Here is a 17,485-nt window from a genome sequence, read left to right as displayed (position 1 = left end):
GTCGGATCACCGGGCCGTGGCGGCGGCCGGTTTGGCTGCGAGGGCCCCCACCTCCTCGCGACCAGAGGGACCGACGACCGACATCCGCAAGCCGCGCGCCCGCGCGCTCCTGCCGCTGCTGACCACTGTCCGGCACGGCGGTCGCAGCCACACGACCTGCTTCTGCACGTGCGGGAACGCCTGCGACAGCGCCATCCCCAACCCGACGGACAACCCCACCTTCGCCGACGTCGTCCAGAGCTCGTTCAGCCGGCGCAGCATGCTCAAGGCGGTCGGCGTCAGCGCCCTCGTCGTCGCCGCCGGACCGGCCCTCCCGGCCGCGGCTCACGGCCCCTCCAGGCGCGACGGCAAGGGGAGCGGCGGGGACCTGATCTTCGAGCCGGTCGAGCAGAACTTCCTCGACGAGCTCGTGGTCCCCGCGGGCTACGCCTACAGCGTGGTCATGCGGTGGGGGGACCCGGTCGAGGACGGGGCGCCGCCGTTCGACGTGGACGCGCAGACGCCGGACGCGCAGGCGAAGCAGGTCGGGTACAACTGCGACTTCATCGGCTGGCTGCCGCTGGGCGACGACAAGGCGCTCCCGGTCGTCAACCACGAGTACACCGACGAGCAGCTGATGTTCTCCGGTGTCGCCGACGAGGAAGGCGCCGGGGACATCCCCGACGAGCAGAAGCGCATCGCCATGACGGCGCACGGCATCTCCGTGGTGCAGGTCCACCGTGTCGGCCGGACGGGTGAGTGGCGAGCGACGCCCGAGCGCGACCGCAACCGCCGGATCACCACCGAGACGACGTTCCCCCCTGACCGGACCGGCCGCCGGATCCGAGTACCTGGGGACCAGCGCGGACCCCGAGGGTCGGACCGTCCTGGGCACGCTGAACAACTGTGCCGGCGGGGTCACCCCGTGGGGGACGACGCTGCACGGCGAGGAGGACTTCAACCAGTACTTCGGGACGACGACGCCGATCACCGACGCCACCCAGCTCGCGGCGCTGCGGCGTTACGGCGTCAGCCCGGAGGACGTCCCCACCCGCCGGTGGCACACCGTCGACCCGCGGTTCGACCTCAGCAAGGAGCCCAACGAGGTCAACCGCTTCGGCTGGGTCGTCGAGGTCGACCCCTACGACCCCACCTCCACGCCGAGGAAGCACACCGCCCTGGGTCGCTTCGAGCACAAGGGCGCCGACGTCCAGATCGCCGCGGACGGCCGGGTGGTCGCCTACTCCGGCGACGGCGAGCGCTTCGACCACATCTACAAGTTCGTGTCGAGGAAGAAGTACCGGGAGGGTCACGACAGGGCGACGCGGCAGCACAACATGACCCTGCTGGAGGACGGCGACCTCTACGTGGCCCGATTCACCGGCGACTCCCCGGCCGCGGAGCTCGACGGGAGCGGTCGCCTGCCCTCGGACGGCGAGTTCGACGGCACCGGCCAGTGGATCCCGCTGGTCGAGGACGGCGAGTCGATGATGCCCGGCAAGGACGTCGCCTGGGTCCTGACCTTCACCCGCCAGGCCGCCGACCGGCTCGGCAAGGTGCTCGACGTGAACGGCGACTTCCCCGACCCCGCGGACGTCCAGGTCATCGACCCGGCGAAGCTGCCGACCATGATGGACCGGCCGGAGGGCATCCAGGTCAACGGGCGGGTGTACGCCGCCCTGACCAGCAACTCGAACCGCACCGGGCAGAACGGCCGGCCGGGTGCGGACGAGGCGAACCCGCTCACCCGCTCCTGGGCCTTCGAGCCGGCGAACGAGGAGAAGGGCACCCAGGCGAGCTACGGGGAGCAGCCGGGGAACCGCAACGGGCACGTCATCGAGTGGGAGGAGGACTGGTCCGCCACCGGGGACACCTTCAACTGGCGGATCTTCCTCGTCTGCGGTGCCCCGGAGCGGGGCCACCTCAAGGCGTTCCTGACCGTTCCCTTCGGAGCGGAGTGCAGCGGTCCGACGATCCCGGCCGACGGTCGGTCGGTGTTCGTGTCGGCGCAGCATCCGGGCGAGACCACGTGCTCGACGCGCGACCACCCGTCGAGCACGTGGCCCGACCGACTGCCCCAGCGGCCGTTCCCGAGGCCCAGCGGCGCGGTGGCCTACCGCACCGACGGTGGGCGCGTCGGCAGTTGAGGAAGGAGCGCGAACCCCGCACCGGCCCGGTGCGGGGCTCGCGCCGTCCCTAGGGGAGGAGGGCGTCGATCCGCCGGGCGAGCTCCAGGTCCAGCTCGCTCACGCCGCCGGCCGAGTGGCTGACCAGCGTCAGGTGCAGCGTCCGGAAGCGCAGGTCGACGTCGGGGTGGTGGTCCATCTCCTCCGCCACGTCGGCGATGGCCCCGATCGCGGCCACGGCGTCGCGGAAGCCGGGCAGCTCGATGGTGCGGCGGATCCCCTCGCCGTCCCCCGACCATCGGGGCAGGCCGTGGAGGGCAGCGGCGAGCTCGTCGGGGGAGAGGCGGGGCGGGCGTGGCATGGGCCGATCCTGGCCCCTATGGCCTCGTTCCAGGGCCCCGCGGCGCGCGGAGCGTGTCGTGGGGTGGAACGAGGTCCTCTTTCAGGTGTGCAGGCCGCACTCGACCTTGTTCTTGCCGGCCCAGCGGCCGGCGCGCGGGTCCTCGCCCGGCGCGACCGGGCGGGTGCAGGGCGCGCAGCCGATCGAGCCGTACCCCACCTCGAGCAGGGGGTTCACCGGGATCTGGTGCTCGGCGATGTACCCGTCGACGAGGTCCTGGGTCCAGGCCGCGATGGGGTTGACCTTGACCATGCCGCGCTTCGCGTCCCAATCGACCAACTTGGTGTGCTCACGCGTCGCGGACTCGTCGCGGCGCACGCCCGATCCCCACGCGTCGAAGCCCGCGAGGGCCTCGGCCAGCGGTGTCACCTTGCGCAGCGAGCAGCACAGGTCCGGGTCGCGCTCGTGGAGCCGGGGGCCGAAGTCGCGGTCCTGCTCGGCGACGGTCCGCGACGGGGTGACGTTGAGCAGCGTGATCGGGAGGACCGAGCTGATCCAGTCGCGGGTGCCGATGGTCTCGGCGAAGTGGTAGCCGGTGTCGAGGAAGATCACGTTGACGCCGGGGATCGCGCGGCCGGCGAGGTGGGCCAGCAGCCCGTCGGCCATCGAGGACGTGACGGCGAATCGGTCGCCGAACTGCTCCCCGGCCCAGGTCAGGACCGCAAGGGCCTGCTCGACCGGGTCGGGAATCCCGGCGAAGCGGGCATCGGCGTCGGCTGCGAGCTCCGGAGTCGGCGAGATGGCCGTGGTCATTGCTGCACCCCCGTGGCGAGAAGTCGAACGGTGAACGCACGGAGGCAGGCGCCGCAACGCCAGCCGCCGGCCGACTCCCCGTCGTAGGGGGTCAGCTCCTCGTCCCCGCAGTACGGGCAGTGGAACACCGGCAGCTGCCGGGTCCTTCCCGCGTCCGGCTCCTCGGTCACAGCAACCAGTCCTCGTCCGCGCGGGAGACGTAGTGGGCAAAGGACTCACCCGACGTCCGGCGATCGAGGAAGCCGCGCAGAACGCGCTCGCAGTAGTCGGCGGTCTCGGCCTTGGTCACCTTGTGACCGCGGAACTTGCGGCCGAAGGTGGCCTCCACCCCGAGGTGACCGCCCAGGTGGACCTGGAAGCCCTCGACCATCTCGCCGGCGTCGTCGCGCACCATCGAGCCCTTGAACCCGATGTCGGCGGTCTGGAACCGCGCGCAGCTGTTCGGGCAGCCGTTGACGTTGATGCCGATCGGCGTGTCGAAGTCCGGCAGCCGGCGCTCGAGCTCGGCGTAGAGCTCCTGCGCGTGGTGCTTGGTCTCGACGATCGCCAGCTTGCAGAACTCCAGACCGGTGCAGGCCATGGTGCCGCGGCGGAAGGCGCTCGGCCGCACCTGCAGGTCGTGCTCGGCCAGCGCCTCGACCAGCGCCTCCACCTTCTCGTCGGGCACGTCGAGGATGACCAGCTTCTGCTGCGTCGTCGTCCGGATGCGGCCCTGTCCGTACTCGTCGGCCAGGTTCGCGATCGTGGTGAGCAGCGTGCCGGTGATCCGGCCGGTGCGCAGGGCGAACCCGACGGCGTTGAGGCCGTCCTTCTGCCGGCTCACGCCGACGTGGTCGCGCTGGTCGTGCTTGGCGGGGGCGGGGGCGGGGCCGTCGGGCAGGGCCTCGTGCAGGTACTCGTCCTGCAGCACCTGGCGGAACTTCTCCGGGCCCCAGTCGGCGATCAGGAACTTGATCCGGGCGCGGTTGCGCTGCCGTCGGTAGCCGTAGTCGCGGAAGACCGACGTGCAGGCGGCCCAGACGTCGGTGACCTGGTCGGGCCGGACGAAGACGCCGATCCGCTGGGCGAACATCGGGTTGGTGGACAGCCCGCCGCCGACCCACAGGTCGTAGCCGGCCTCGCCCGCCTCGTTGACGACGCCGACGAACGAGACGTCGTCGATCTCGGGCTCGGTGCAGTGGTCGACGCAGCCGGACATCGACGTCTTCCACTTGCGGGGCAGGTTGCTGAACTCGGGGCTGCCCACGTACTTCTCGACGGTCGCGGCGATCACGTCGGTGGCGTCGATGACCTCGTCCTCGAGGATGCCGGCCAGCGGGCAGCCGAGCATGACCCGCGGGACGTCCCCGCAGGCCTCCATCGTGCTCAGCCCGACCGACTCCAGCCGGCGCCAGATTTCGGGCACGTCCTCGATGCGGATCCAGTGGTACTGCACGTTCTGCCGGTCGGTGACGTCGGCGACGTCCCGGCCGAACTCGGTGCTGATGCCGCCGAGGACCCGCAGGGCGTCGCTGGTCAGCTGCCCGCCGTCGATGCGGGCGCGCATCATGAAGTAGGAGTCCTCGAGCTCCTCGGGCTCCAGCACGGCGGTCTTGCCGCCGGGGATGCCCTGGGCGCGCTGGGTGTAGAGACCCATCCAGCGCATGCGGCCCCGAAGGTCTCCCGGGTCGATGCCCTCGAAGCCGGTCTTCGAGTAGATGTCGAGGATCCGCTGACGCACCTCGAGGCCGTCGGAGTCCTTCTTCATCCGCTCGTTGGGGTTGAGCGGCTCGCGGTAGCCCAGCGCCCACTGACCCTGACCGCGCTGCGGCCGGTTGCTGGTGCGGGTGGGGGTGCTCACGTGGCGTACTTCTTCCTGCGCTCGCCGTCCGCCCGGCAGGCTGGCCGGGGGATGCGGGGCGCTGCTGGTTCGGGACGCAGCGGGGGCAGCTGCGCGGGGGACCTGGGTCAGCGCGCGGCGCGACAGGCGGCGCTGGAGACGAGCGCCAGATCGATGTGCAGGCGCGCGACGAGCAGGCTGCCGCGGTCCGTCATGCCCCGATACTCCCATATCCCGACCGATCCGGTGTGTGAACCGTCCGACGGTTCGGTCGGGGGAGCTCGTCAGTCCTGCGACGGAGCGCTGAACGACCGCCAGGCGTCGTCGATGGCGACGAGCTCGGCCGCGTGCGGAGGGAGCTCCCCGGCGACGACGTCGGCCACGGTGACGCCCTCGAGCACCTGCCGGTAGGCCTCACGGGCGGCGACCCACACGCCGGCCAGCCCGGCGGCCGACCCGGGGTAGACGACGTCCTCGGGGCGCTGGCCGTGCACCTCGGCCAGAAAGCCCTGCTCCACCCGCATGACGCGGGCGATGGAGATCTCCGAGGCCGGCAGCGCCAGCCGGTAGCCGCCGTCCCGGCCGCGCTGGCTGGTGACCAGCCGGGCGTGCTGGAGGTCGGCGAGGATCGCCTGCAGGAAGCGGTTGGGAATGTTCTGGGCGGCGGCGATGCGGTCGCAGGTCAGTGCCTCGGGCGCGGCCGCGGCGAGCTCCACGACGGCTCGGACGGCGTAGTCGACCCGGGCGTTGATGCGCACGAAGCCCATAGTGCCGTCATCTGGGAGAGTGCCCGGGTGTTCCGGCTGCGTTTCACCACGATGGTGGAGGCGCCGCTGACCGTGGCGTTCGACGTCGCCCGCGCCCTCGGCCGTCCCTGGCCGGTGCCGCTGGAGGAGGTCGTGTCCGTGCGGCCGGAGCGGGACGTCTACGTGGCGGGGCCGGGCCCCGGGCTGCGGTGGCTCACCCACTCCCGCCGGTTCTCGGCCACGGGCGCCGGCACGCTGGTCGACGAGCAGGTCGACTGGGAGACCGGGGTGCCCGGTGCCCTCGGGTCCGCCATCGACCAGGTGGTGCTCCGCCGGCGGATCGCACGGGCGATGCAGTCGCACCTCGACGCCTACGCCGCCGCGGCGGCCCTGCGGGCGCGCGACGTGGTGCAGGTGGTGGGGGCCGCCCTGGTCGACGGCGACCGCGTGCTGGTGGCGCAGCGCTCCGGCGGCCGCTTCGACGGCTGCTGGGAGTTCCCGGGCGGGAAGGTGGAGCCGGGGGAGTCGGAGCTCGCCGCGCTCGTGCGCGAGTGCGAAGAGGAGCTCGGGGTCGCCGTGGCCCCGCAGGCGTTCCTCGGCGAGGTGCCACTGGACGGCGTCGTCGCCGGCGGTGCGCCCGGGGCCTCGACGATGCGGGTGTGGTGGGCGCGGATCTCCGACGGCCGGCCGCTGGCCCACGAGCACGCCGAGCTGCGTTGGGTGACCGCCGCCGAACTGGAGGCGCTCGACTGGATCCCCGCCGACCGCCCCCTCCTCCCCGCCGTCCGGGCCCTCCTCGCCCGCCTCTGACACCGCCCCCTCGTCGCACCGGGGGCGCCGGTGCCCTCCACGTGTGCGGGGGACGGGGAGGAGCAGGTGCTCCTACTTCTTGAAGACGTCCTTGACCTTCTCGCCGGCCTGCTTGAGGTTGCCCGACGCCTGATCCGCCTGGCCCTCGGCCTGCAGGTCCCGGTCGCCCGTCGCCTCGCCCACGGACTCCTTGCCCTTGCCCGAAAGCTCCTCGGCCTTGTTCCGCATCTTGTCCATGCCGCTCATCGCGCCGTCCTTCCGCCGCTCGCCGGTCGTGTGCGGGGCGGGGTACCCGCGCCGGCGGGCGCCGACACCACCGTCGCTGAGCTGCTGAAATCTCTCCGGCGAACCCTCGGTGACGGCCGGACGACCGCCCGCCCGACCGGTAGCACGGGCGTGGAACTTGCGGGGAGTGCGCGGATCGTGAGCCCAGGTCACAACTCGATGACGGCCGTGGACACCCTCTTCCGGGCGTGCCTAGGGTCCACCCGTCACAGCTCGGGACGTCATCTCCGGTTGTGTCCGCTTCGTGACCAGTCAGTCGTCCATGCGCCCGCGCGGGGCCGTGGCTCGACCTGTCCGTTCCCCCCGCCTGAGCGGGACGAGGGAGGCATCGCACGTGAAGTTGAGCAAGCGCAGAGGTGCGCTCCTCGCGGGCGGCATCGCCGCCGCGATGGTGCTGACCGCATGTGGCGGCAGCGACGACGGGGGCGGTGGGGGCACCGCTGCCGAGGGCGGCAGCTACAGCATCTACATCGGCGAGCCGCAGAACCCGCTCGTGCCGAGCAACACCACCGAGAGCGAGGGCGCGCAGGTCCTCGAGGCGCTCTGGACCGGCCTGGTGCAGTACGCGCCCGACGGTGCCGTCGAGTACACCGGCGTCGCGGAGTCGATCGAGTCCGACGACAACCAGACCTGGACCGTGACCCTGACCGACGGGTGGACCTTCCACGACGGCACGCCGGTCACTGCGAACTCCTTCGTCGACGCGTGGAACTGGGCCGCGAACAGCGAGAACGCCCAGGGTGGCTCGTACTTCTTCGAGAAGATCGAGGGCTACGCCGACCTGCAGGCCGAGACCGACGACGAGGGCAACATCATCGCCGGTCCGGTGGCCACCGAGATGAGCGGCCTGGAGGTCATCGACGACCAGACCTTCGAGGTCACTCTTTCGGCGCCGTTCGCCCAGTTCCCCACCACGGTGGGTTACAACGCGTTCCACCCGCTGCCGGAGTCGTTCTTCGAGGACCCCGAGGCGGCCGGCACCAGCCCGATCGGCAACGGCCCGTTCCAGGCCGACGGGGAGTTCGTGCCGGGCCAGGGCATCACGCTCACCCGGTACGAGGACTACGCCGGTGACAACCCCGCGCAGGCCGACACGGTGGAGTTCCGCGTCTACGGCGACGTGAACACCGGGTTCACCGATGTCCAGGGGGGGAACCTGGACATCCTTCCCGACCTGCCGCCGGACGCCATCTCGACGGCGCAGGCCGATTTCGGTGACGCCTACCTCGAGGCGCCGTCCTCGGGTTTCCACTTCCTGGGCTTCCCGACCTACGACCCGCGTTTCGCGGACCCGCGAGTGCGTCAGGCCCTGTCCATGGGCTTCGACCGGGAGCCGATCACCGAGGCGATCTTCCAGGGCACCCGTGAGCCGGCCGACTCGTTCATCGCCCCTGTCGTCGATGGCTACCGCGAGGGCGCCTGCGAGTACTGCGAGATGGACGTGGACCGCGCCAACGAGCTGCTCGACGAGGCCGGCTTCGACCGCAGCCAGCCGGTCGAGGTGTGGTTCAACGCCGGCGCCGGTCACGACGCGTGGGTACAGGCGGTCGGCAACCAGTGGCGCGAGAACCTCGGCGTCGAGTACGCCCTGCGGGGCGACCTCGACTTCTCCGAGTACCTACCGCTGCTCAGCGACCAGGGCGTGACCGGCCCGTTCCGCCTCGGCTGGAGCATGGACTACCCCAGCCCTCAGAACTACCTGGAGCCGCTCTACTCCAGCGCGGCCCTGCCGCCGGCCGGGTCGAACTACACCTTTTTCACGGACCCCGAGTTCGAGGAACTCATCGCCCAGGGGAACCAGGCGGGGAGCAACGACGAGGCCATCGAGTACTACCAGCAGGCCGAGGACATCCTGCTGGAGGACATGCCGGTCATCCCGATGTTCTTCGACCGGGAGCAGGCCGTGCACTCGGAGAACGTCGAGGACGTGACGATCGACGTGTTCGGGCACATCCGCACCGCTGAGGTCCGCGTCGTCGGCTGACGCCCCTCTCGACCACCGCACCGTCCTGCGCCGCCGGGGGTGCTGTCCGACCCGACAGCACCCTCGGCGGCCCCAGGCGCGGGCTTGAGACCATGCTTCCGCGGCGCCGAGAGCGAGCCGCCTCGCGCCGATCCTGAGGGGGGACATGGGCCGCTACGTCGCGCGCCGCCTCTTGCTCACCATCCCGGTCATGCTGGGGGCGTCGTTCCTGATCTTCGCGATGGTCTACGCCCTTCCCGGCGATCCCATCCGTGCGCTCGGCGGTGACCGCCCACTCGCGCCCGCCGTCGTCGCGCAGCTGCGCGCGGAGTTCAACCTCAACGACCCGCTGTTCGTCCAGTACGTCAAGTACCTGGGCGACCTCTTCCAGGGCGACCTCGGCACCGACTTCCGCGGCCGGCCGGTTCTCGACACCATCACCCAGCGGCTACCGGTCACCGCGAAGCTGGCGCTGGTCGCGATCCTGTTCGAGATGCTGATCGGCATCACCGCCGGCGTGCTGGCCGGCATCCGCCGGAACAGCTTCTTCGACAACCTGGTGCTCGTCTCCACGACCCTGGTCGTGTCCATCCCGATCCTGGTGCTGGCCTTCCTGGCCCAGTACGTGCTGGGGCTCAAGTTCGGGCTCTTCCCGATCGCCGGGATCCGGGAGGGCTGGTACAGCTATCTGCTGCCCGGCCTGGTCCTGGCAGCCGGCTCGGTGGCCTACGTGGCGCGGTTGACCCGCACGAGCATGGCGGAGAACCTGCGAGCGGATTACGTCCGGACGGCCCGTGCCAAGGGCCTGGACCCGAAGACCGTGGTGGTGCGGCACACGCTGCGAAACAGCCTCATCCCGGTCGTCACGTTCATCGGCGCCGACGTCGGCACGCTCATGGGCGGCGCCATCGTGACGGAGACGGTCTTCAACATCCCGGGCATCGGCCGGGCCGTCTTCGAGTCCATCCAGGCGCAGGAGGGCGCCGTGGTCGTCGGCATCGTCACGCTCATGGTGTTCTTCTTCATCTTCTTCAACCTGGTCGTCGACGTCCTCTACGCCGTCCTCGACCCGAGGATCCGCTATGACTGACGGCCGGCTGAGCGGTGTCGGACACGACGAGGTCGGGGCCGGCGGGCTCACCGACGGCACGGAGCCGCCCGGCCCCGAGGGCGGCAGCGGGCGGCAGAACAGCCTCTGGAGCGACGCCTGGAAGGCGCTCCGGAGAAGCGTCCTCTTCTGGTTCGGCGCTGTCCTCGGCGTGGGGTTCGTGCTGATGGCGCTGTTCCCGCAGGTATTCGCACGGGGCGCCGACCCGCGGTCGTGCAACCTGTCCAACTCGTCCGGGCTGCCTTCGGCCGAGCACTGGTTCGGTTTCGACCAGCAGGGGTGCGACTACCTGGCCCAGGTCGCCTACGGCGCGCGCAACTCGCTGCTCATCGGCCTGCTGGCCGTGCTGTTCATCCTCGTGCTGGGGGTCGTCGTGGGCGCGATCGCCGGCTTCTACGGCGGATTCACCGACGGCCTGCTGTCCCGGATCGCGGACATCTTCTACGCGCTGCCGTTGATCCTCGGCGCGCTTGTGCTGCTTCGGGTGGGGCCGTCGACAGGGCTCCCGGTCATCAGCGACCGGGGGCCCGGTGCGGTGGCCATCGCCCTGGCCGCGTTCGGCTGGATGACGGCGATGCGGCTGGTCCGTTCCCAGGTGATCGCGGTCAAGGGCTCCGACTACGTGGCCGCCGCTCGGGCGATGGGGGCCTCGGACGTCCGCATCCTGGTCCGGCACATCCTGCCGAACGCGGTCGCTCCGGTGCTGGTCTACGCGACGATCACCGTCGGGATCCTGATCGCCGCGGAGGCGACCCTGACCTACCTCGGGGTAGGGCTGCAGCGGCCGGCGATCTCCTGGGGCCTGCAGATCGCCGACGGCCAGTCGCTGCTGCGCACGGCGCCGCACATCGTGCTGTTCCCGAGCGCCGTCCTGACTCTGACGGTGATGGCGTTCATCCTCATGGGCGACGCACTGCGCGATGCCCTCGACCCGAGGCAGCGTTCATGAGCACCGCGTCCACGTCCATGTCCTCCGGCGCGGCGAACCGCGGGAGCGCCCCGCTGCTGGAGGTCGAGGACCTGCACGTGCGGTTCCGCACCGAGTCCGGCGTCGTCAACGCCGTGAACGGGGTGAGCTACACCCTCTCGGAGGGGGAGACCCTCGCCATCCTCGGCGAGTCCGGGTCCGGCAAGTCGGTGTCCGCCCAGGCGATCATGGGCATTCTCGACTCGCCGCCGGCGGAGGTCACCGGGGGGCAGATCGTCTTCGAGGGCCGGGACCTGCTCACGCTGCCCGCCGAGGAGCAGCGCAAGGTCCGTGGTCCGGGGATCTCGATGATCTTCCAGGACGCGCTGTCGTCGCTGAACCCCGTGTACAGCGTCGGCTTCCAGATCGGCGAGATGTTCCGGGCGCACCGCGGCATGTCGCGCAAGGACGCCAAGAAGCACGCCGTCGAGCTGATGGACCGGGTCCGCATCCCCGCCGCAGCAGAGCGGGTCGACGACTTCCCGCACCAGTTCTCCGGCGGCATGCGGCAGCGGGTGATGATCGCCATGGCGATCGCGCTGGACCCGCGGATCCTCATCGCCGACGAGCCCACCACGGCCCTGGACGTGACCGTCCAGGCCCAGGTCATGGACCTGCTCAAGGAGCTGCAGCGGGACACCGGCATGGGGCTGGTCCTGATCACCCACGACCTCGGCGTGGTCAACGAGGTCGCCGACGACGTCGCGGTCATGTACGCCGGCCGCATCGTCGAGCGGGGCACCGTCGACGACGTGTTCGGCAACCCCGCGCACCCCTACACCGACGGGCTCATGCGCTCGATCCCGCAGCTGGAGGCCAAGGGTGGCCGGCTGCAGCCGATCGGTGGGCAGCCACCGAACCTGGCCGCGATCCCGTCGGGCTGCCCCTTCCACCCACGGTGCCCCGAGCGGCGGCTCGGTGCCGCCGCACTCCCCGGCCGCGACTGCGCCGGCGACGTCCCGCCGTTGCGGCGCGTCGTCCCCGGCCGCGAGGCGGCCTGCCACTACAGCGAGGAGGTCCTCGGTGTCTGACACCGTCGACGGCGCAGCCACCCCGTCCCCGGCGGCGGCGCCGGGTGAGGTGCTGCTGGAGGTCAGGAAGCTCAAGAAGCACTTCCCGCTGACCCAGGGCGTCGTGTTCAAGCGCACCGTCGGCCACGTGCGTGCGGTGGACGGCGTGGACCTGTCCATCGGCCGCGGGGAGACCGTGGGCCTGGTCGGCGAGTCCGGTTGCGGGAAGTCGACGGTCACGAAACTGATCGTGGCCCTCGAGAAGCCCACCAGCGGGCAGGTCCTCTACAAGGGCGACGACGTCACGAGGATGAGCGGCCGCGCGCTCAAGCGGTACCGGCGCGAGGTGCAGATCATCTTCCAGGACCCCTACGCCTCGCTGAACCCGCGCATGACCGTCGGTGACATCGTCGCCGAGGGCTGGTCGGTGCACGCCGACATCGCGCCGAGGAAAGGCCGGCTGCAGCGGACCCAGGAACTCATGGAGCGCGTCGGGCTCAACCCCGACTTCGTGAACCGGTACCCGCACCAGTTCTCCGGCGGCCAGCGCCAGCGCATCGGCATCGCCCGGGCCCTGGCCCTGCAGCCGGAGATCATCGTCTGCGACGAGCCGGTCAGCGCCCTGGACGTCTCGGTGCAGGCGCAGGTGGTCAACCTGCTCGAGGACCTGCAGCAGGACTTCGGGCTGTCCTACCTGTTCATCGCGCACGACCTGTCCGTCGTGCGGCACATCTCCGACCGCGTCGCCGTTATGTACCTGGGCAGCATCGTGGAGGAGGGCACCGACGCCGAGGTCTACGGCTCGGCCGCCCACCCCTACACGCAGGCGCTGCTGTCGTCGGTGCCGGTGCACGAGCCGCACCTGCGCGGGCTCAAGGAGCGGATCCTCCTCGAGGGCGATGTGCCGAGCCCGGCCGACCCGCCGTCGGGCTGCCGGTTCCGCACCCGCTGCTGGAAGGCGCAGGACATCTGCGCCACCGAGGCGCCGGCGCTGGTGGACCGGGGCCAGGGCCACCCGTCGGCGTGCCACTTCGCCGAGGCTCGCCGGGTCATCCCGACGGAGGCCTGAGCACCTCGGCGGGGCCGGGCAGAATGCTCGCGTGATGCCTGACCGCCGGCTGCTCCTGGTCCACGCCCATCCCGACGACGAGACGATCAACAACGGGGCCACGATGGCCCGCTACGTCGCCGAGGGCGCCGGCGTCACCCTGCTCACCTGCACGCTGGGGGAGGAGGGCGAGATCCTGGTGCCGGAGCTGACCCAGCTGGCCGCCGACCAGGCCGACCAGCTCGGCGGCTATCGGATCTGGGAGCTGCGCGCCGCGATGGCCGCCCTCGGGGTCGAGGACGTCCGCTTCCTCGGTGGGGCCGGGCGCTACCGGGACTCCGGGATGATGGGCACGCCGGCCAACGAGCACCCGCGGGCGTTCTGGCAGGCCGACCTCGACGAGGCGGTCGCGCACGCCGTCGCCGTGGTCCGCGAGGTGCGCCCGCAGGTCGTCGTCGCCTACGACGAGTTCGGCGGCTACGGCCACCCCGACCACATCCAGGCCCACCGCGTCGCCATGGCGGCGGTGGCGGCCGCGGCCGACCCGGCGTACCGCCCCGACCTGGGCGGGCCGTGGAAGGTGGCGAAGGTCTACTGGAACGCGATGCCGCGTTCGGTGGTCCGGGAGGGCATCGAGGCGCTGGCGGCGCTGGGGGAGGCGTCGCCCTTCGAGGGGCTGGGGGACCTCGAGGAGGTGCCCTTCGTCGTGCCCGACGAGGTGGTCACCTGCGCCGTCGACGGCCGCGCGTACGCGGGCAGGAAGGACGCCGCCATGCGTGCGCACCCGACCCAGATCACCGTCGACGGCCCGTTCTTCGCCCTGTCGAACAACCTCGGCCAGGAGGTCCTGGGCGTCGAGTACTACCGGCAGGTGTCGGGCGAGCGCGGCCCCGGCAGCGGTCCGGACGGCCGGGAGGACGACCTGTTCGCCGGTCTGGCCGGGTGAGCCGCCGGCCGTGGGCCGCGGTGGCCTGGGGCGCGTGCGCGGTCGCCGTCGCCGCCTGGCTGGCGCTGGTGGAGGTGTTCTGGCTGCCGCTGCGGGTGGGCGGCGTCCTGGTGCCGGTGTCGGTCGCCGCCGCGGTGGTCGGCAACGTGCTGCTCGTCCGGGCCGCGCTGTGGCTCAGCGGGTCCAGGGCGGTCGCCGTGCTACCCGCCGTCACCTGGCTGGTGGTGGCGGTCGGCGCGATGGTGCGCCGCCCGGAGGGCGACCTGCTGATGGGCGCCGGCGGCGCGCTCGGCATCGTGAACGTGGTGTTCCTGCTGGCCGGTGTGCTGGCCGGTGCCTTCGCCGCCGGCCAGGCGCTCGGCGCCCCGCCCCGCGCGGTCATGCCGGCGCCGGCGGAGCCCGCCGGTAGCGGCACCGGTGGTGCTCGGTGAACCCCCCCCGGCGAGCCGCGGCGCCCTCCACTCAGCGGTGGGAGCGCTGGACCGGGTTCGCCGCGGCCGGCGTCGGCCGGGCGTCGAGCCAGCCCAGCAACCGCTCGGCCGGCATCGGGCGGGAGATGTGGTAACCCTGCGCGACGTCGCAGCCCCACTCGCGCAGCGCGGCCAGGGAGTCGGCGTCCTCGACGCCCTCCACCACCATGCTCATGCCCAGGTCGCGGCTCAGCTGCAGGGTGCTGCGCACGATCGCCGCGGCCCGGGGGTCGCTGGTGAGGTGGGTGACGAAGCTGCGGTCGAGCTTGAGCTCGTCGACCGGCAGCGCCCGCAGGTAGGACAGCGAGGAGCAGCCCGTGCCGTAGTCGTCGACGGAGAGCTGCACGCCCAGCCGGCGCAGGCCGGCCATCACCTGCTGGCTGCGGGCGGCGTCGGCCATCAGGACGTCCTCGGTGATCTCCAGGACGAGGGCCTCGGCGGGCACCGAGAACGCGTCGACCAGCATCTCGATCTGCTCGGGCAGGGCGACGTCCTGCAGGTTGGACACCGAGAGGTTCACCGCCACGGACAGGTCGTGGCCGTGGGCACGCCACGACTGCAGGTCGCGTAGCGAGCGCTCCAGGACGCCCAGAGCCAGCCGGCGCATCAGGCCGGCCTGCTCGGCGAGCGGCAGGAAGGCCCCGGGGTAGAGCAGCCCGCGGTCGGGGTGGTTCCAGCGGATCAGCGCCTCGACGCCGACCACGGTGCCGGTCCGCAGGTCGAGCTTGGGCTGGTAGTGGTTGTCCAGCTGCTCGCCGTCCAGGGCCGAGCGCAGCTGCTCGAGGGTCTCCAGCCGGTCCCGGGTGGCCGGGGTGCCGTCGGGCGTCCACACGTCGTAGCCACGCCGGCCGCGCTTGGCGGCGTACATGGCGGTGTCGGCGCGGGCGAGCAGCAGGGAGCGGTCGTGGCCGTGGTCCGGGGACAGCGAGATCCCGATGCTGGCGTCGATGTGCAAGGACATCCCGTCCAGCACGAAGGCGTCGCGCAGCTCCGCGCCGATGTCCTCCGCCACCTCGCGCGCGCGGGCGGCGTCGGCGTCGGGCAGCAGGACGGCGAACTCGTCGCCGCCCATCCGGGCGAGCAGGTCACCCGGGCTCAGCGCGCGCTGGAGCCGGGGACCGACCAGGCAGAGCAGGTCGTCGCCGACGGTGCGCCCGAAGCTGTCGTTGATCTCCTTGAACCGGTCCAGGTCGATCATCACCAGCGCGCACCGGCGGTCCCGGTCGCCGTAGAGGGTCTGCTCGACCTCCTCGATGAACCGGCGACGGTTGGCCAGCCCGGTCAGCGGGTCGTGGTGGGTCTCGGTGGCCAGCTGCGCCAGGCGCTGCTGCTCGGCGGCGCGGAGCTCGGCGTTCTGCACGACGAGCGCCCCCTCGAGAGCCACCTGGCGGACGGCGTCGCGCACCGACGGGCTCCAGGTCCGTGCCGACCCGCTCGATCCCGTGACGACCAGGCCGAGCAGCCGGTCGCCGGACAGGAGCGGCACGCTGATGTACGAGCCGAGGTCGAGCGCCTGGACCAGCTGCGGGTCCAGCAGCTCGCCGGCCGCGGCGTCCTCGACGAAGACCGGGGCCATCTCCTCGGCGGCCAGCCGCCACAGGGGCACGTCGGCCGCCGGCCGGCCGATCAGGCGCGCCTGGACGACCTGCTCCTGCGACTCGGGCCAGTCGACGGGCCACACCTCGCCGATGCGGTCGTCGGCGTCGAACAGGTAGGCGGCGCTGCGGTCGGTGCCCGACAGGCGCTGGACCGCGCGGGCCAGCGCCTCCGCGGCCTGGGCGGCCCCGTTGGCCCGGGAGCCGTCGACGAGCAGCTGCCGCACCACCCGGGCGGTCGCGAGGGAGGCCGCGCGGGCCTCGCTCGCGCGCGCCCGCTCGATCACCCCAGCGAGGTGGGCCCCGGCGGCGGCGGCCACCCGGCGGACGTCCTCGGAGAACGGGCGCACGTGCGTGCTGTCGAGGATGAGGACGCCGGCCAGCTCGGGGCTGCGGCCCAGCGGGACGGCCAGCGCCGAGGCGATGTGGAAGGAATCGACCCACCAGCCGGGAACCAGGCCGGAGTCGCGGTCGGCGGTCATCGCCTCCCCGGTGCGCAGCACCGTCTCGGCCAGCGGCAGGGCCACGGGGGCGTTGCGGAACTGCTGCCAGGTGACGAGGTCGCGACGGCCGTCGGCGTGAGCGGCCATCCGCGGGACGAGCCGGCCGTCCTCGAGCAGGAGGATGCAGGCGCGCTCCACCTCGCCGAGCTCCGCGAGCTGGCGGCAGGCCGAGCCGAGCAGGTGATCCATGGACTGCGCCTGCCCGGTGGACTCGATCAGGCCGAGGAGCACGGCGGCCTGGTCCAGCCGGCGCTGCTCGGAGCGGCGGGTCCACGCCTCGGCCAGCGCCGCGGCCAACGTGGGGCTCACCTGGCGCAGCAGGTGCGGTGCCGCGGCGGCCGCGGGCTCCACGGTGAGGACGCCGACGACCTCACCGCCCAGCAGCAGCGGCTCGCCGTGGGCGGACCGGATGCCCACCTCGGCCAACTGGCGGTCGGCCGCGCGGCGGCCGTCGGCGGAGGCGACGACGGCCTGGCGGGAGGTGATCACGGCGGACAGGAAGGGGGCGTCGGAGACGTACGCGGGGGTGCGCAGCGCCGGGTGCTGGGGCAGCGGGTCACCGGAGGGGCTCACTGCCTGCCGGAAGGGGACGACGAGCTCGGTGGTGGCCTCGTGCACCCACACGGACACGCGGGTCGCCCCGGAGGACGCACGCAGCCGGGACAGCAGATGCACCAACGCCGCCTGGGCGTCGCAGGGCGACGCCGCCGACGGGCGCCGTGGCGTTGCCTCGTGGTGGGACGTCTCGGACACGTCGTCGAGATCGGCGACCGGTCCGCGTCCTTGAGCAGGCCCGTCGGCGCCCACCCCGATCGGGGGAGCCCGGCGGGCCCTCGGGGTTCGCGACACCCGCCAGGGGGAGGCGGCGGGTGGCCCGTCGAACGCCGCAGGGCGCCGGAGGTGATACTAGGTGCGCATCTGGTGCCCCGGCCGCGGTCGGCGGCGCCGCCGGAACGT

At 72.3% G+C, this 17,485-nt stretch carries 17 protein-coding genes and 1 pseudogene; 10 read left to right on the top strand and 8 right to left on the bottom strand.

The genetic code is table 11. The features are described 5' to 3' along the window. Positions 1-6: 6 nt before the first annotated feature. Positions 7-261, bottom strand: coding sequence for a hypothetical protein (locus ACI791_RS03660; RefSeq protein ID WP_456584781.1), 255 nt, complete (start codon positions 259-261; stop codon positions 7-9). On the opposite strand from ACI791_RS03660, the pseudogene ACI791_RS03655 reads away from it, so the two are divergent. Together ACI791_RS03655 and ACI791_RS03650 are read left to right on the top strand one after the other, a co-directional pair. Beyond that, positions 260-736 (top strand): annotated as a pseudogene (locus ACI791_RS03655) (alkaline phosphatase PhoX); the annotation flags it as partial. The gene ACI791_RS03660 and the pseudogene ACI791_RS03655 sit on opposite strands and share 2 nt — an antisense overlap. Further along, on the top strand, positions 720-2,126 hold the full coding sequence (locus ACI791_RS03650) for a PhoX family protein (protein ID WP_456584780.1): 1,407 nt from the start codon (positions 720-722) through the stop codon (positions 2,124-2,126). The pseudogene ACI791_RS03655 and the gene ACI791_RS03650, both read left to right, overlap by 17 nt. Positions 2,127-2,175: 49 nt before the next feature. Here ACI791_RS03650 and ACI791_RS03645 read toward each other — a convergent pair whose 3' ends face one another. The 5 genes from ACI791_RS03645 to ACI791_RS03625 all read right to left on the bottom strand — a co-directional run bounded on the left by ACI791_RS03645 (position 2,176) and on the right by ACI791_RS03625 (position 5,844). Then, positions 2,176-2,466 (bottom strand): 4a-hydroxytetrahydrobiopterin dehydratase, encoded by a 291-nt coding sequence (locus tag ACI791_RS03645; protein WP_456584779.1) that lies wholly within the window; start codon positions 2,464-2,466, stop codon positions 2,176-2,178. An 81-nt stretch (positions 2,467-2,547) separates the two neighbouring features. Then, a complete protein-coding gene (locus tag ACI791_RS03640; RefSeq protein ID WP_456584778.1) occupies positions 2,548-3,258 on the bottom strand; it encodes a phosphoadenylyl-sulfate reductase in 711 nt (236 codons plus the stop codon). Beyond that, the gene (locus ACI791_RS03635) at positions 3,255-3,428 is read right to left on the bottom strand and encodes a hypothetical protein (RefSeq protein WP_456584777.1); all 174 of its coding nucleotides are present in this window, start codon (positions 3,426-3,428) and stop codon (positions 3,255-3,257) included. Before ACI791_RS03635 ends, ACI791_RS03640 begins: the two co-directional genes overlap by 4 nt. Next, positions 3,425-5,098, bottom strand: coding sequence for a nitrite/sulfite reductase (locus ACI791_RS03630; RefSeq protein WP_456584776.1), 1,674 nt, complete (start codon positions 5,096-5,098; stop codon positions 3,425-3,427). Before ACI791_RS03630 ends, ACI791_RS03635 begins: the two co-directional genes overlap by 4 nt. A gap of 263 nt (positions 5,099-5,361) precedes the next feature. Next, complete coding sequence (locus tag ACI791_RS03625; RefSeq protein ID WP_456584775.1) at positions 5,362-5,844, bottom strand: RrF2 family transcriptional regulator; 483 nt, start codon at positions 5,842-5,844, stop codon at positions 5,362-5,364. 27 nt (positions 5,845-5,871) lie between these two features. On the opposite strand from ACI791_RS03625, the gene ACI791_RS03620 reads away from it, so the two are divergent. Then, the gene (locus ACI791_RS03620) at positions 5,872-6,633 is read left to right on the top strand and encodes a (deoxy)nucleoside triphosphate pyrophosphohydrolase (RefSeq protein WP_456584774.1); all 762 of its coding nucleotides are present in this window, start codon (positions 5,872-5,874) and stop codon (positions 6,631-6,633) included. A 72-nt stretch (positions 6,634-6,705) separates the two neighbouring features. Here ACI791_RS03620 and ACI791_RS03615 read toward each other — a convergent pair whose 3' ends face one another. Beyond that, the gene (locus tag ACI791_RS03615; RefSeq protein WP_347059550.1) at positions 6,706-6,879 is read right to left on the bottom strand and encodes a CsbD family protein; all 174 of its coding nucleotides are present in this window, start codon (positions 6,877-6,879) and stop codon (positions 6,706-6,708) included. Between the two features lie 373 nt (positions 6,880-7,252). Between ACI791_RS03615 and ACI791_RS03610 the strand changes: the two genes are divergently transcribed. From ACI791_RS03610 to ACI791_RS03580, 7 genes are all read left to right on the top strand, one after another. Continuing rightward, a complete protein-coding gene (locus tag ACI791_RS03610; RefSeq protein WP_456584773.1) occupies positions 7,253-8,902 on the top strand; it encodes a peptide ABC transporter substrate-binding protein in 1,650 nt (549 codons plus the stop codon). A gap of 145 nt (positions 8,903-9,047) precedes the next feature. Further along, on the top strand, positions 9,048-9,971 hold the full coding sequence (locus tag ACI791_RS03605) for an ABC transporter permease (RefSeq protein WP_456584772.1): 924 nt from the start codon (positions 9,048-9,050) through the stop codon (positions 9,969-9,971). Next, positions 9,964-10,938: an ABC transporter permease gene (locus ACI791_RS03600; RefSeq protein WP_456584771.1), complete on the top strand. Its 975-nt coding sequence runs from the start codon at positions 9,964-9,966 to the stop codon at positions 10,936-10,938. Before ACI791_RS03605 ends, ACI791_RS03600 begins: the two co-directional genes overlap by 8 nt. Continuing rightward, the gene (locus ACI791_RS03595) at positions 10,935-11,987 is read left to right on the top strand and encodes an ABC transporter ATP-binding protein (RefSeq protein ID WP_456584770.1); all 1,053 of its coding nucleotides are present in this window, start codon (positions 10,935-10,937) and stop codon (positions 11,985-11,987) included. Before ACI791_RS03600 ends, ACI791_RS03595 begins: the two co-directional genes overlap by 4 nt. Next, complete coding sequence (locus ACI791_RS03590; RefSeq protein ID WP_456584769.1) at positions 11,980-13,035, top strand: ABC transporter ATP-binding protein; 1,056 nt, start codon at positions 11,980-11,982, stop codon at positions 13,033-13,035. The genes ACI791_RS03595 and ACI791_RS03590 overlap by 8 nt, the downstream gene beginning before the upstream one ends. Before the next feature lie 34 nt (positions 13,036-13,069). Continuing rightward, positions 13,070-13,960: an N-acetyl-1-D-myo-inositol-2-amino-2-deoxy-alpha-D-glucopyranoside deacetylase gene (mshB, locus tag ACI791_RS03585; RefSeq protein ID WP_456584811.1), complete on the top strand. Its 891-nt coding sequence runs from the start codon at positions 13,070-13,072 to the stop codon at positions 13,958-13,960. Next, positions 13,957-14,391, top strand: coding sequence for a hypothetical protein (locus ACI791_RS03580; protein WP_456584768.1), 435 nt, complete (start codon positions 13,957-13,959; stop codon positions 14,389-14,391). The genes mshB and ACI791_RS03580 overlap by 4 nt, the downstream gene beginning before the upstream one ends. A 31-nt stretch (positions 14,392-14,422) precedes the next feature. Here the strand turns inward: ACI791_RS03580 and ACI791_RS03575 are convergent, their stop codons facing one another. Next, positions 14,423-17,281, bottom strand: coding sequence for an EAL domain-containing protein (locus ACI791_RS03575; protein WP_456584767.1), 2,859 nt, complete (start codon positions 17,279-17,281; stop codon positions 14,423-14,425). Between the last annotated feature and the right edge of the window lie 204 nt (positions 17,282-17,485).

The sequence above is a fragment of the Blastococcus sp. SYSU DS0973 genome, assembly GCF_054051055.1.
Note: the sequence above shows the minus strand (reverse complement) of the source record. Positions and strands in the feature narration are given on the sequence as shown.

What these genes read in the sequence shown, in the direction of transcription:
- ACI791_RS03660 (WP_456584781.1), bottom strand. Translation starts at nt 261, where the DNA reads ATGCTGCGCCGGCTGAACGAGCTCTGGACGACGTCGGCGAAGGTGGGG.
- ACI791_RS03645 (WP_456584779.1), bottom strand. Translation starts at nt 2,466, where the DNA reads ATGCCACGCCCGCCCCGCCTCTCCCCCGACGAGCTCGCCGCTGCCCTC.
- ACI791_RS03640 (WP_456584778.1), bottom strand. Translation starts at nt 3,258, where the DNA reads ATGACCACGGCCATCTCGCCGACTCCGGAGCTCGCAGCCGACGCCGAT.
- ACI791_RS03625 (WP_456584775.1), bottom strand. Translation starts at nt 5,844, where the DNA reads ATGGGCTTCGTGCGCATCAACGCCCGGGTCGACTACGCCGTCCGAGCC.
- ACI791_RS03615 (WP_347059550.1), bottom strand. Translation starts at nt 6,879, where the DNA reads ATGAGCGGCATGGACAAGATGCGGAACAAGGCCGAGGAGCTTTCGGGC.
- ACI791_RS03605 (WP_456584772.1), top strand. Translation starts at nt 9,048, where the DNA reads ATGGGCCGCTACGTCGCGCGCCGCCTCTTGCTCACCATCCCGGTCATG.
- ACI791_RS03600 (WP_456584771.1), top strand. Translation starts at nt 9,964, where the DNA reads ATGACTGACGGCCGGCTGAGCGGTGTCGGACACGACGAGGTCGGGGCC.
- ACI791_RS03595 (WP_456584770.1), top strand. Translation starts at nt 10,935, where the DNA reads ATGAGCACCGCGTCCACGTCCATGTCCTCCGGCGCGGCGAACCGCGGG.
- mshB (WP_456584811.1), top strand. Translation starts at nt 13,070, where the DNA reads ATGCCTGACCGCCGGCTGCTCCTGGTCCACGCCCATCCCGACGACGAG.